Origin of the sequence: Chryseobacterium sp. AG363 (genome assembly GCF_003610675.1) — a bacterium.
Lineage (GTDB): Bacteria > Bacteroidota > Bacteroidia > Flavobacteriales > Weeksellaceae > Chryseobacterium > Chryseobacterium cucumeris.
The window spans coordinates 2,780,433-2,794,490 of record NZ_RAQF01000002.1 but is presented as its reverse complement, the minus strand read 5'-3'; the positions used below and the strand labels follow the sequence as shown (position 1 = coordinate 2,794,490).

9 protein-coding genes, 1 tRNA gene and 1 pseudogene are annotated in these 14,058 nt (G+C 35.6%); 5 read left to right on the top strand and 6 right to left on the bottom strand.

Going from position 1 to position 14,058, the window contains the following annotated elements; all coding sequences use genetic code 11:
• Positions 1-80: 80 nt before the first annotated feature.
• Positions 81-1,520: an alpha-amylase gene (locus DEU39_RS12705; protein ID WP_120232148.1), complete on the top strand. Its 1,440-nt coding sequence runs from the start codon at positions 81-83 to the stop codon at positions 1,518-1,520.
• A 211-nt stretch (positions 1,521-1,731) separates the two neighbouring features.
• Here DEU39_RS12705 and DEU39_RS12700 read toward each other — a convergent pair whose 3' ends face one another.
• Both DEU39_RS12700 and DEU39_RS12695 read right to left on the bottom strand, forming a co-directional pair.
• Positions 1,732-2,142 (bottom strand): thiol-disulfide oxidoreductase DCC family protein, encoded by a 411-nt coding sequence (locus DEU39_RS12700; RefSeq protein ID WP_120232147.1) that lies wholly within the window; start codon positions 2,140-2,142, stop codon positions 1,732-1,734.
• Between the two features lie 4 nt (positions 2,143-2,146).
• The gene (locus tag DEU39_RS12695; protein WP_120232146.1) at positions 2,147-2,614 is read right to left on the bottom strand and encodes a heme-binding domain-containing protein; all 468 of its coding nucleotides are present in this window, start codon (positions 2,612-2,614) and stop codon (positions 2,147-2,149) included.
• A gap of 452 nt (positions 2,615-3,066) precedes the next feature.
• Here DEU39_RS12695 and katG point away from each other — a divergent pair, with 452 nt between their 5' ends.
• Positions 3,067-5,346, top strand: a complete 2,280-nt coding sequence (katG, locus tag DEU39_RS12685) for a catalase/peroxidase HPI (RefSeq protein WP_120232144.1) — start codon at positions 3,067-3,069, stop codon at positions 5,344-5,346.
• Between the two features lie 221 nt (positions 5,347-5,567).
• On the opposite strand, the gene DEU39_RS12680 is transcribed toward katG, so the two are convergent.
• From DEU39_RS12680 to DEU39_RS12670, 3 genes are read right to left on the bottom strand one after another with little or no spacing between them, the layout of a single operon-like run.
• Positions 5,568-5,768, bottom strand: a complete 201-nt coding sequence (locus DEU39_RS12680; protein WP_062676176.1) for a hypothetical protein — start codon at positions 5,766-5,768, stop codon at positions 5,568-5,570.
• Positions 5,769-5,777: 9 nt separating this feature from the next.
• Positions 5,778-10,595 carry a leucine-rich repeat protein gene (locus DEU39_RS12675; protein WP_120232143.1) on the bottom strand — a complete coding sequence of 1,606 codons (4,818 nt, stop codon included), beginning with the start codon at positions 10,593-10,595 and terminating at the stop codon, positions 5,778-5,780.
• Between the two features lies 1 nt (position 10,596).
• On the bottom strand, positions 10,597-11,337 hold the full coding sequence (locus DEU39_RS12670; protein WP_120232142.1) for a hypothetical protein: 741 nt from the start codon (positions 11,335-11,337) through the stop codon (positions 10,597-10,599).
• A 515-nt stretch (positions 11,338-11,852) separates the two neighbouring features.
• Here DEU39_RS12670 and DEU39_RS24410 point away from each other — a divergent pair.
• The gene (locus tag DEU39_RS24410) at positions 11,853-11,999 is read left to right on the top strand and encodes a hypothetical protein (protein WP_183037410.1); all 147 of its coding nucleotides are present in this window, start codon (positions 11,853-11,855) and stop codon (positions 11,997-11,999) included.
• Positions 11,980-12,117, top strand: a pseudogene (locus DEU39_RS12665) (transposase); the annotation flags it as partial. The gene DEU39_RS24410 and the pseudogene DEU39_RS12665, both read left to right, overlap by 20 nt.
• Positions 12,118-12,240: 123 nt before the next feature.
• Here the strand turns inward: DEU39_RS12665 and DEU39_RS12660 are convergent.
• Positions 12,241-12,311 (bottom strand) — tRNA-Gln (locus tag DEU39_RS12660).
• Positions 12,312-12,675: 364 nt separating this feature from the next.
• Here DEU39_RS12660 and der point away from each other — a divergent pair.
• Entirely contained in the window at positions 12,676-13,986 is a 1,311-nt protein-coding gene (gene der / locus DEU39_RS12655) for a ribosome biogenesis GTPase Der (protein WP_062676152.1), read from the top strand.
• Positions 13,987-14,058: the final 72 nt, after the last annotated feature.

Sequence of the window (14,058 nt, the reverse complement as noted above, 5' to 3'; positions counted from 1 at the left end):
ATGAAAATATTTCCCATTTATTTGAATTTGTTTTTAATAAAATTGTATCTTGTTTAATAGATTGATAATTAATTAAAGCGATGAAAAAAACAAACTTTTTCCTTTCACTGCTGGCTTTAGCATTAGTAAGCTCATGTAGAACCAGTGATGAATTGACAACTGAACCTACCAGACAAGAAGAGGTTCACAACAAAACAGTGAATGTTACCCATCATGATGGACGCCCTTTCAGTACAGGAAACGGTTCCGGTTCTGCACAAAGTAAATTCACAGCCGGACCGGGTGGCGGAGTTCTGATGCAAGGTTTTTACTGGGATGTTCCGGAAGGGGGTAACTGGTGGAATACCGTTAAAGATAAATTAACCGCATGGTCTACCGCCGGAATTGGAGCTGTATGGCTACCGCCTGCATCAAAAGCTCAGAATGGGGCTTATTCTATGGGATATGATCCTACCGATTATTATGATTTTGGAGATTTTAATCAAAATGGAAGTACAGAAACCCGTTTCGGATCCAGAGCTGAACTGGAAGCATTGATTACCAAAGCGCATGCTGAAAACATGCAGGTGTATGCAGACATTGTAATCAATCACAACAGTGGCGGGCAGTCTGAAGCCAATCCTTTTACAGGAACCAATACCTGGACTAATTTTTCTGGTGTGGCTTCCGGAAAATTCCAGAGAAACTACAATGACTTTTATAAAAACTCTTACGGGAATAATGATGAAGGGGCTTTTGGTGGCTTCCCGGATTTATGTCATGCTAATCCTCATGTGCAGGACTGGCTTTGGGGGAGAGAGGATTCCGTAGCAAAATATTATAAAAATGTGATGAAATTTGATGGCTGGAGGTTTGATTACGTTAAAGGATTCGGGCCATGGGTTGTTAATACCTGGAATTCTAACGTAGGTGGATTTTCTGTCGGGGAATTATGGGATTCAAATGTCAACACATTGGAATGGTGGGCCAATAATGCCAACAGTTCCGTATTTGATTTTGCAGCTTATTATAAAATGGATGAAGCCTTTGATAATGGTAATTTAAATGCTTTGAATGATGATATGATGTGGAAAAGAAATCCATACAAAGCAGTCACTTTTGTGGCCAATCATGATACAGATATTATTTACAATAAAATGCCCGCCTATGCCTATATCCTAACCCATGAAGGTTATCCGACCATTTTTTACAGAGATTATGAAGAATGGTTAAACAAAGAAAGACTGAATAATCTGATCTGGATTCATAATAATAAAGCTACCGGAACAACTTCCATTCTGTATACTGATAACGATGAATATATTGCAAGACGTAACGGCTATAATGGTAATCCAGGGCTTGTTGTTTATATAAATACTTCTTCAAGTTGGCAGGAAAGATGGATAGAAACGAATTGGAGCAGTCAGCAAATCAAAGATTTCACAGGAAATTCAAGTTGGTATCCAACAACTCAGGGTGATAAATGGGTGAAAATCCAATGCCCTCCGAATTCTTATTCTGTGTGGTCGCTTAATTTATAAGTAATGAGCAATGGGTAATTATTGATAATTGATAATTGATAAAGCTGGTAAGAGACTATTCTTCAGTTTGATTTCCATTAAACATTAAACAGGAACACCTATCCGTCTTATTTGTCATTCCGTAGGAATCAATACAATGCATTAATATTGTAGCTAACTCTTACGGAATGATCTTTTTATAAGTTAAATGAAAAGGAGTAAGAACAATTAATTACACCTGAATAAATTTTTTCTTCTGATGCTGATCAGGTAAATAACATTTCTGATTGGCCAGCTTCATTCTGTTTCTGGAAATAACATCATACACTTTGTCACTTAAAGATGCCGGCAGGATTTTCCCAACAAAGGAAAGTTTATAAACTCCTCCCAGTAAATTAGCAATTTCCAGTACGGCTCTTGATTTGATCTGATAATAACGTCCGGGTTTCCAAAGATACATCGTATTGAATACATTGGTTTCAAGCCCTCTTTCAGATAAAAACTGTTGTCCGAAATCAGATTGAAGAGAAGCAAACATGAATTGGTCTTTTTTGTCTCTCTCCAAAATCCATTGCACCCAGAAATTACAAACTCCGCAATCTCCGTCAAAAAAAACAATATGTTTATTTTCCCAACTTTCCATGACTTTATTTATTAAACATGATTCCTCTCTCAGTGTCTTCTTTTACTTTTTTGAAATATTGAACAAGATCTGCACGCTGCTCATCCGACAGTTTGGCATCCTGATGACCTAAATAATAAGATTCTAGCGGCATTTCTTTTTTCTCAACCATTTCTATACATTCTTCCAACTTATGAAGTTGTCTCTGAGGTTCATATACTGCAAAGGTAGAAAAATTAAGATGTTTTCTGCCTTCGTCAATATGATTTTTTACCCACCATGAAGTTGGGGAAATACTGCTATACCATGGATATCTGGTTTCATTAGAGTGACAGTCATAGCAGGATGTTCTGAGGGTACGGGCAATTTTTTCCGGTGTATTTTTAATTTTTAGAAAGTCCATTCCCGGAGTAAGCGGTGGATTTGTTTTATCGATAGGGAAAAACTGGATGATAATAAAGGCAACGAGAATCACAACAATTATTTTTTTCATAGCAGATGTTCATGTTTGGTCAATATAAAGGTAGTTAATTTATTTTTAGTGGGAGAAAGCTGGAAGCTGGAAGAGAGGATGAAGGAAGAACTTTTAGAAATTGTTGAAATAGCGTGTTTTTTCAGTAATTATCAAATTACTTTTCATGATGCGATTAAACCTCCTTCTTCCAGCCTCCAACTTCCTTTTTCCTTTAAAATCTTACGTTGAGTAATTCTAAATTGGGCTGTATACAGCTGTTTTTATTTAAGTTAATCTGAAAAATGACTAACTTAATACCTCAATTATGTCTTGGCTTTTTAGCTGTTGAAATATTTATTTATAGTTTTTAACTATCGTTGAAATAAAAATTAATAGATTGTATTTATCGATCAAACGTTGTAGGTTTGTCATGTTCTTACAACAGAAAATTGAAACTGTATTAATCAACATAAAAAATAAAATAAACGACAATGGAAAAAGATTTGAATGACATCAGTAAATGCCCGTTTCATAACGGAACCATGAAGAAGAACGTAGCAGGCGGAGGAACCCAGAATTCTGATTGGTGGCCTGATCAGCTTAGAGTAGATCTTCTGCGTCAGCATTCTTCCCTTTCAGATCCTATGGATAAGGATTTTGATTATGCCAAAGCATTCGAAAGCCTTGATCTGGAGGCAGTAAAAAAAGACCTTCATGCATTGATGACAGACTCTCAGGATTGGTGGCCGGCGGACTTTGGTCATTATGGACCTCTGTTTATCCGTATGGCATGGCACAGTGCAGGTACATATCGTGTAGGTGACGGAAGAGGTGGAGCAGGAGCCGGACAACAGCGTTTTGCACCATTAAACAGCTGGCCAGATAACGTAAGTCTTGATAAAGCAAGAAGATTATTATGGCCCATCAAACAAAAATATGGAAGAAACATTTCATGGGCAGACCTTTTGATTCTTACAGGGAATATCGCCCTTGAATCAATGGGCTTCAAAACATTCGGATTTGCAGGAGGACGTGCAGACGTTTGGGAACCGGATGCTGATATCTATTGGGGATCAGAAAAAACATGGCTGGGAGGCGACCTGCGTTATGCTCACGGTTCAGAAGGAGTAGTAGAAGGACAATCAGCCGTTCTTCCTACCGATGATAATGCAGACGGAGATATTCATTCAAGAAATCTTGAAAATCCATTGGCTGCCGTACAGATGGGACTTATTTATGTAAATCCGGAAGGTCCGGACGGAAATCCAGATCCTATTGCGGCTGCTAAAGATATCCGTGATACTTTCGGACGTATGGCAATGAATGATGAAGAAACCGTTGCTTTGATTGCCGGCGGACATACTTTTGGTAAAACCCATGGAGCAGGTCCTGCAGATCATGTAGGTAAAGAGCCTGAAGCTGCAGGAATTGAGCAGCAGGGACTTGGATGGGCAAGCACTTATAAATCAGGAAGCGGAAAAGACGCTATTTCCAGTGGTCTGGAAGTAACCTGGACAGAAACTCCGACTCAATGGAGTAATTATTTCTTTAAAAATCTTTTTGAAAATGAATGGGAACTAACGAAGAGCCCTGCCGGAGCTCACCAATGGGTAGCTAAAGATGGAGCTGATATTATTCCTGACGCGTTTGATTCTTCTAAAAAGCATAAACCAACCATGCTTACCACAGACCTTTCTTTGAGACTGGATCCTGTTTACGAAAAAATTTCAAGACATTTTTATGAAAACCCTGATGCTTTTGCCGATGCATTTTCAAGAGCATGGTTTAAACTGACTCACAGAGATATGGGACCACGTGCCCGTTATTTAGGTCCGGATGTACCACAGGAAGAACTGATCTGGCAGGATCCTATTCCGGAAGTGAATCATGAACTGGTTGATGGAAATGATATAGAAACATTGAAGTCAAAAGTATTAAATTCAGGATTAAGTAATGCTGAGCTGATCTCTACAGCGTGGGCTTCCGCTTCTACTTTCAGAGGAAGTGATAAACGTGGTGGTGCCAACGGAGCCAGAATCAGGCTGGAGCCTCAAAGAAACTGGGAAGTCAACAATCCTTCACAACTGAATAAAGTATTAAATGTTCTGGAAGGAATCCAGAAAGAATTCAACGATTCTCAGAACGGAGGTAAAAAAATATCATTAGCTGATCTGATTGTTTTAGCAGGTAATGCTGCAGTAGAAGTGGCTGCCAGAAATGCGGGTCAGGACGTAAAAGTTCCTTTTGCTCCGGGAAGAATGGATGCTTCTCAGGAACAGACGGATGTAGAATCTATGGGATATCTTGAGCCTGCAGCGGATGGATTCCGTAACTATCTGAAAAGAAAATACACGGTGTCTACCGAATCTTTATTGATTGATAAAGCACAACTTTTAACTCTTACTGCCCCGGAATTGACTGTATTGATAGGAGGAATGCGTGCTTTAGATACGAACTTTGACGGTTCAAAACATGGCGTATTCACCAGCCGTCCGGGAGTTCTTACCAATGATTTCTTTGTGAATCTTCTGGATATGGGAACGCAATGGAAAGCAATGTCAGATGACAGAGAACTGTATATAGGAACTGACCGAAAAACAGGTCAGCCAAAATGGACAGCAACGCGTGCGGATCTTGTTTTTGGATCTAATTCTGAATTGAGAGCTATCGCTGAAGTATACGGAAGTGCTGATGCACAAGGTAAGTTTGTGAAAGACTTTGTGGCGGCATGGACGAAGGTGATGAATCTGGACAGGTTTGATCTGGTCTAATAAAATGAAAATAAAGAGAGGCAGCTTTTAAGGCTGCCTCTTTTTATATATCGTATTCATATTTCATTTTATAATAAAAGAAGAAAACCACCCTTAAAAAAGGATGGTTTGTTAAACATGTAAATTTTATATTTATTTATTTTTGTCCTAAGATCTTTATCATATTCCCAGGACTAGTTATAAATTTCCGTTCGGGAAATAAGTTATAAAATTATCATCTTTTAATTAATTTCTTCTGTTCGAACCTCGATATCAATTTCTTCAAAATCATCGGGAGTTTCCTGAATGGGTTCTTGAAGTCTTATTCCATCAAGATAATAAGTTGTTCCTAAATAGATTTCATCGCCAAAAACAACTCCATCTATTTTTCTTTTAAAGCATTTCCCAGGATCTGCTTTAATTATATTGTCTGTCTGTGTCATATGTTATTATTATGTTATCGGATAAATTTTTGCGGCAAAATAGCTCCAGTTGGTTGCTGTTTTATAAGCAGAAACACTGGCTGCGGGTACATGAATTTCAATTTTACTAAGGTAGACGTTGTTATTTAATAAATTAGTTGATATTAAAATAGGAGGCGTTGTTGCTAAAATTTTAATTACTATTTTTTGAACACTATCTTGACCATCTTGTGGATTCAAAATCATACAACCATTTTCTATATAATTAATAGAAGCAGGAAAGATAATATTCATTTCCCTTTCACCAGTTCTTAATCTTAATCTTAAACCAAGGAAATCTATCCTTTCAAGACTTGTGCATGCTTGAAAATCAGCAAGATTAGTAACATAACCTGGAAGATTTGTAAGGGAAATATACATGTTAAACATATTTTCAAATATTCGAGTGATATAAGGAAGATTATATATACCACCTACAGGATACATGGAAATAAATGAAGATTGTTGGTAGATCTTAACATTTTTAAATAGATTAATATTTAAGTATATTCCACCAAACGGAGCAATACCTAATTCTTCAATCTTGTCAAAGTTGGCATTTAAAGCAGATGCGTTGGCTAATTCAAAAGCATTATTTCCTATTTTTTTAACGTTAGGAGGAAAGAAAATGCTTTGCATTGTTTGATTACTAAAAGCATTATCCCCAATCGTCTCTACATTTGTAAAAAATCTAAATTCATCAAAATTCCCTAAAAGATGTGTTCCGGAATTAACATAAGGATTAAAAGTATTGGCAGGTATTTCAGTAACAGATCTTGCTTCTGAAAAACTTAATTCTTTATCACCATCAGTATCATAAAGTTTTAATAAAATATCTTTTTTTCTTGAATCACTAATTTGGATAAAATTAGTAATGTTTTTATAAGTAAATTTAAAATCTGGCCAGTTAGCTTCCATAAAATTTTTATCCTCTGCATAAATGTTTGTAAAAGTCCATTTTCCTTCAACGATAGAATGTGGGGTTGTATTACCCGAATCATCAATTCCTTTAGCATTTATAAGTGGAAAAAAATTTTCACTAGAAGTACTACTTCCGTTTAAATTGTTAATTCTCAATCTAGCCAAATTTTTCAACGAAGTGGCAATATCATAAACATTAATCAAAGGACAATCCTTAATTACAAGAGTTGTTATAGAACTTGCAGTAAAAGTTAAATTAGAATTTTTAATAAATTTTTGATTATCCAAAATCAAAGTATTGGCTGTATTTGGCAAAATTAAAGAAAAGAGCAACCCGCCTTTAGGTAACAATACAGAGGTTATTCCTGTTCCTGCAGCGGAAATATTTTTAATACTTGTACAACCAGTTAAATCTATTGATTGTTTTAAATTTGGGCAATTTGAAATATCTAATTCTTCTAAAATTGTATTATTACCAATAAACAAGTTTCTCAAATTTTGATTTGAATAACCGGAAATTTGACTTCCTATTCGTAATTTTGACAAATTCGTCGCTTTGGAAACATCTAAAGTACCAAGATACTTTCCTGACAAATCTCCAAGATCTTTAATTGCAGATGCACCATAGATAATAGTTTCCGTGTCGTTAAAAGTAATAGCCGGAGCTTGAACTAAGGATGCAACATTTTTTCTAAGTCTCGCACGGTTGATATAAGAACCAAACTTAATTTTAGTATACCCGTCTTTTTGAGCAGTTAGTAAAAAATTAGCGTTGGGAGTAACTACAGGCGTGCTCGAAGGTGTATAAAGTCTCATTGTGATATAATCAGAAGAGAAAGTAGAGGTATCATACTTTCCGTCCATATATCTGAATCTGTTTAATAGCCAATAATTCCTGTGCGATTTTCTTGAGCCTTGTGCAGTGTATAAGTAACTTCCGTTCCCGGCAACAACCAAAGGGTCTATATATTTATATTTCGCATCTTCATTAAAAATACTTTCCGCCCATTTGTCAGATTCTAATGTGTTAAAATAAGTGTTGCACTTATCATAAGTCAGAATTCCTGAAGTTCTCATTTTCTGATACAAAGCCGTAATTTCAGTATCAAAAGCCACTTCAACCAGTTTCCAAAGCTCTGAAAGCGCGCCATTCCAGACAAAACCACTTCCTACTTGGTCGTGAGCCTCTACCCAGTAATCATATACATTGTGGCCTTCGTTATTAAGCCCTAAAACCGTATCATTATCATAAAAAATAAGATACCAACGTTTGTTTCCCTGCGCATCTGGATACATGGCAAACATTTGATTTTTAGCGCGCTGATCGACCATTGCAAAAAACTCAGTGAAGACATAATAAAACAGTAAAAACTGAATGTTAAAATGATCTGGAGCCTCGGTTTTGAATTTTACAGGATTATTTTTGCAACTCACAATCCATGTATGCAAAGCTTCAAGATTCGAAGTATCTTCATTATTTTCCGGATATCTTCCCTCAAAATCATTTTTCCATAAATGCTTACCATTTTCGTCTACACTTTGAAAATCTGTAGCAATAAATAATGTATTATCTGACGTATTGTTTAAAAATTCCCAACATTCCTGACCACCTGTAAAACCCGTTGTTGCTTCATTTGACTTGTCATTGTTAAAATTATATTTCCCTAAGAAAATACGCTCCGAATCTGGTGTTGCTCTGTGAAATATAAGCATTGGAAACCCGTCCATCGTAGTACGGATATTAGGATCAATTAATTGTGGTGGAACCAAATAACCCAATTGATTTAAAGAATCTTGTACAAGCCTCGCCAAACCAATGTTGTGAGAACCTGAAGATTCCATGAAGTCAGCTTTAAAAGTAAATGTCTTTTCCGCCAATGAATTGTCACGAAGCTTGTATTTTGAAGAATTTATTTCACCATTTTTAAAACCTCCATTAAATTTAATTTTAAAGTTTTTTCGGGGATAATATTGTGATGATGTACCCTGAACATCAATGCTCGCATTTACATAAGAAAACGATTTTGTAGGATCCTGAGCATTTTCATACTCTCCAACAATTGTTTTTTTATCGCCTTTATAAGTTGGCAAATCTCCAACAATGGTTAAGCATGGAATTGATTGTAAACATTTATCGTAGGACAAATTTCCGAATGCATCGTACAATTTATTTCTCTCGTAAATGTTGACTTTTTCAACCAGGTTATCCATGTCAGCGATGTAATTTGACAACATCTGATCGGCGTTTAGGTTATTATTATAGACCCGAATATTATATAGATTAATATTACAATCACTGCTTCCGATGGTAATGTTTTGAGGAGCTTGTTGTAAAAAGCTGTCTAGTGAATTATACTGATATAGTGAAGATATAATTCCATTGATATACACAAATACCAATCTTTGATCTGCAACCTTTGTAACGACTACACTTACGCGAATCCTTTCATCTTCTTTAAAAAATATGGACGTGCCGTCCTGCTCAGAACTGAACGAAAACGAATTTGAGGTAGCAACAAATCCAACATTTCCATTTTTACAAGAAAAAATAGTACTGTCACTGTTTTTTATATCTGAAGTTGAAAATTCAAATTCTAATGTTTTACCACCTGTTTTAAAATCATTTTCAAAAATCTTGAAAGGAATCTCAACCCTTGCATTTCCGCTCACTTTAAGCGCCACAGAACCCTTTGAATCTTGAATCCACCCATTGGTGCTGAAATCAAAATCTGTAAGAGTACATGACAGGTTTTTGTATTTCCACTCGTTTTTGTTAATCTCTGAATTGCTTCTGTTTCTACTGCTTAAAAATAATTCCAAGCCTAACGTTTCGGCTTCAACTTGAATATCGAAGGCAGTTACAACTACTGAAGTATTTTTCGTGACATTTCCACATTTAAAAGTTACAGTGTGTGCACCTGAGTCCGCAAATGTATAGGTGAACTTCTGCAAACTTCTATTTACAAGTAATTCAGAAACCTTCACTCCATCCACTAAAATCTCAACATCGCTATAATTTGACGATGGTGAATACACCAGATATTCAATCGAAGCTGGAGCATATTGATTAGCAACAACATTATTTGCTGAGGAAACCAAAGGCGTTAAATTACCGGCAACAACGCTGATGATATCTGTAAATAAGTGATTGCTTTCAATGATCTCTCCTGACAAATCAGCGGTCATATAAACCTCTAAAATATGAACTCCGTGCGACTGTGCAGGAATTTCATAAAGAAGCTCTTTGTTATTTATTGAAGTAACTACAGACGGAAGATCTGATCCATTTAATTTGAAATGAATCGTCTTCTCTACATTCCCGGTTGGAATATATCGAAAAATGATTGATCCCGAATTAATAGTGGTCTTGTCGTATGTGGTACTTAAAGCAAGTGCTATTGTTTGAATATCATATTTTAATTTTCTATTATTTCCATAACTATCTGTGATACTAAGCGTTATTGTATTGTCTCCTGCCAAAATATATGGCGTGATATCTATATCATTGGCTCCCTGATTAATATTTTTATTAAATAGGATCGTGTTTCCTTTTAAAATACTCGCAGTTCCTCCGCCAGTCTCACTACCATCAACGCTGTCGATGGATGACCACGAAAAAACTATTCTAACTTCACTTCCAAATGATTTTACGAACGATGCAGGTATTTCAGATTTTGCGCGGAAAACAATTCCATTGCCTCCTCCGGTTCCACCACCAGTTCCGTATTCACTTTCTGACTTTTCTCCTAAAGCTGAATATGCAATCTGTTTAATGATTTTTCCATTTTCATTTTTAATGAAAAACATGACGGGATAAATGAAATTATCTGCAACTTCTTTATCTGATCTTTCATAATTTGTAAAATAAATTCTTCCTGTATTTCTCATTTTAATCTTCTTGTGTTAAATCAATAAAACCATCTGTTCCACCTCCAGGCATATTAACCTCCAGAACAGACCAAACAAAACCGTCAAAGGAAATTATTCCGAAATTTTCAATCGTAACTCCTGAAGCATTTTCGTAAACTCCACTCCCTGCCCAAAACCATTTTGCTGATCCCGGCTTAATAATAATATTATCAGTAGGCCTTAAAATTCCTCCAAAGGAAGAATTTGCTCCTGAACCTTTAAGTAATTCTATCTGCTCCCTGTTTTCTTTGATATAGTCTACGATTTTCTGAAGCTTATCAAAGTTATCATCATTCGAGGTTAGTATTTCGCTGATTTTTGCAGTCAGCTCAAGCATTTCATTATCTTTTGCCTGAAGTATATTTACAATTTCCTCGATTTGCTCCTTTGTATAGACATTTCCTGTTTCTTCACCATTGTCTATAGTGGCTGCTGGTTTGATCTTTAATTTTTCTTTCCATTCTTCTACATTTCTGGCAGTAAGATTGGATGCATTAAGTCTTGCGAGCACTAAATCGTGTGCTCCTTCATCTTGCAGATGATTTGTAAAAGTTGTGCTGGATACCGTTTTTTGAAAAGTTTCATTTAACCCCGTTACCTCATCCATCCTGATATTTTCATCTAAATGACGGAATGAAGAAAAGGTCTGCTGAAACTGATGTTCTGTGGGAATATCACCCTTTTCAAACCAGCTAAATATTGTTTTTAATGGTACTTTCATTATTATTGATAATTAGTTTTTATAAGATTGATAATTTGAGGGAGAGTCTGTTCTTGACAGACTTAATGTAGTTAAATAGAATTGTGTTTTTTGAACAGTTATTGATTTTTGGCCTCTTTTATCGTACTGTCAATTAGTGAATTATTAATATGGTTACAGCTTAGAAAACATATGTTTTTGCATGTTTTTTTGTAATTTTATTTTAAATCAACTCCATTCTTTTATATTTTTTCTACGCTGTTTTCTTGGTATATTTTTTTGACTTCAATGATCATTTACATTCTTTAGAGTGCAAATTTCATTGTTTTCCGGTCGTTATAAAAGTTTTTTGACCTCGCTATTCTGTAGTTGCAGTAACAAGTATTTTTAACCGAAATAAGACGGGGGTATTTTATAGTAGTACCATAAATATCAATCTCAAAAGTTGTGGATGTAGTGTTAAGTTTTAAATTTGGAATACGTATATTCCTGATGAGCTAGTAAAACTCTTGCTTCAGAATTTTTAGTAGAGTACTTTGATAATAGAAGAAGAAGAAGAAGAAGAAGAAGAAGAAGAAGAAGAAGTTGATGGAGTGATGGGAAAACGGGTTCTACTTCATATCAAAAGAAGGGGATGGATTGATAAAACCACTGGAGAATCTATCAATAATGAATCATTATAGAGAAATCTTAGCCTTTTTTAACCAAAGAAGCACTGATGCTTTTGCTGAATCTTTTAATGCTAAAATCAAAAACTTCAGAATGCAGCATAGAGGGGTAAAGGATAGGTCATTTTTCTAACCAAATTTTTTGCTTAGCCCACTACTTTTGTGCTTGATCCTTTTATGATTAATTCACTATCTACCTTTTTAATTTTCGAAAGGGAACAAAAAACAAAAACCATCCTTAAAAAAGGATGGTTTGTAGACCCACAGGGATTCGAACCCCAGATGACTGAACCAAAATCAGTAGTGTTACCGCTACACCATGGGTCTGTTTCTATGCCGCGAAATTATAGAAATTATTTTAAATATGAAAATCTAAATTAAAGATTAATTAACATAATAAGGATGCAAAACGCTTTACTTATTGATATCCAAATAATTATTTTTTAATAAAAATTTAAAAAAAAATCTGCTTCTCCTAGTAAATAGGAGATTTGTGGATATTATCTGTTCAATTGGAAGAGTACGGTTAACGTTAATTTATCAGATAGATAATACATCTCACCTCTTTTTCCCAGCTTCCATCTGTTAAATAATAAAACCCTATCTTTGCAAAAAATTGGGCTCCAAAAGTTGGAGTAACCCATTAATAACATATCCTTGAGCAAAGCAAAAGGATTATTAAACATTTTTTATGTCAAATATTGTTGCAATCGTTGGACGTCCCAACGTAGGAAAATCCACGCTTTTTAACCGTTTATTAGAAAGAAGAGAAGCTATTGTAGATTCTACAGCTGGTGTTACCAGAGACCGTCACTATGGAAAATCAGACTGGAACGGAGTAGACTTTACCGTAATTGATACCGGAGGTTATGATGTAGGTACAGATGATATTTTCGAAGAGGAAATCCGTAAACAGGTACAATTAGCGGTGGATGAAGCCACTTCTATTATCTTTATGATGAACGTAGAAGAAGGGCTTACCGATACAGATCACGAAATCTACAGACTTCTTAGAAGATCCAACAAACCAATTTATATCGTTATCAATAAAGTAGATTCTGCAAAGGAAGAACTTCCTGCAACAGAATTCTATCAGCTAGGAATTGATAAATATTATACACTTTCTTCTGCTACAGGTTCTGGAACGGGAGATTTATTAGATGATATCGTTAAAGATTTTCCTACTACAGAATATAAAGATCCATTTGAAGGATTACCTAAAATCACGATTGCAGGTCGTCCAAACGTAGGAAAATCTACAATGACCAATGCTTTATTGGATGTTGAAAGAAATATTGTAACCGATATTGCAGGAACTACAAGAGACAGTATCCAGACTTTATATAACAAATTCGGACACGAGTTTGTATTGGTAGATACGGCGGGGATGCGAAGAAAGTCTAAGGTAAATGAAGATCTTGAATTCTACTCTGTAATGAGATCGATCCGTTCTATTGAATATTCTGACGTTGTGATCATCATGGTGGATGCTACACAGGGTTGGGAATCTCAGGATATGAATATCTTCGGTTTAGCTCAGAAAAACAGAAAAGGAATTGTAATCCTTGTGAATAAGTGGGATTTGATCGAAGACAAGCAGACCAATACGATGCGTGATTTCGAAAAATCAATCAAAGATAAAATTGGTCAGTTCCAGGATATTCCAATCCTATTCGTTTCAGCTTTGACGAAGCAGAGAATTTTAAAAGCTGTAGAAGTAGCCATGGAGGTTTATGAAGACCGTAAGAAGAAAATTAAGACTTCAAAACTGAATGAAGTAATGCTTCCGATCTTCGAACAGACACCACCACCGGCGTTGAAAGGAAAATACATTAAAATCAAATATTGTGTACAGCTTCCTACACCTTCACCACAGTTTGTATTCTTCTGTAACCTTCCACAATATGTGAAAGAACCGTATAAGAGATTTACTGAAAACCAGTTGAGAAAACAATTCGGGTTTACCGGAGTTCCGATTGAAGTTTATTTCAGACAAAAATAATAAGAACTTATGTTCACGAAAACTCCGGCAAGCGAAGCTTGCCGGAGTTTTTTATACCATCAGAACGGACTT

What these genes read in the sequence shown, in the direction of transcription:
- DEU39_RS12705 (WP_120232148.1), top strand. Translation starts at nt 81, where the DNA reads ATGAAAAAAACAAACTTTTTCCTTTCACTGCTGGCTTTAGCATTAGTA.
- DEU39_RS12680 (WP_062676176.1), bottom strand. Translation starts at nt 5,768, where the DNA reads ATGACACAGACAGACAATATAATTAAAGCAGATCCTGGGAAATGCTTT.
- DEU39_RS12675 (WP_120232143.1), bottom strand. Translation starts at nt 10,595, where the DNA reads ATGAGAAATACAGGAAGAATTTATTTTACAAATTATGAAAGATCAGAT.
- katG (WP_120232144.1), top strand. Translation starts at nt 3,067, where the DNA reads ATGGAAAAAGATTTGAATGACATCAGTAAATGCCCGTTTCATAACGGA.
- der (WP_062676152.1), top strand. Translation starts at nt 12,676, where the DNA reads ATGTCAAATATTGTTGCAATCGTTGGACGTCCCAACGTAGGAAAATCC.
- DEU39_RS12700 (WP_120232147.1), bottom strand. Translation starts at nt 2,142, where the DNA reads ATGGAAAGTTGGGAAAATAAACATATTGTTTTTTTTGACGGAGATTGC.
- DEU39_RS12695 (WP_120232146.1), bottom strand. Translation starts at nt 2,614, where the DNA reads ATGAAAAAAATAATTGTTGTGATTCTCGTTGCCTTTATTATCATCCAG.
- DEU39_RS12670 (WP_120232142.1), bottom strand. Translation starts at nt 11,337, where the DNA reads ATGAAAGTACCATTAAAAACAATATTTAGCTGGTTTGAAAAGGGTGAT.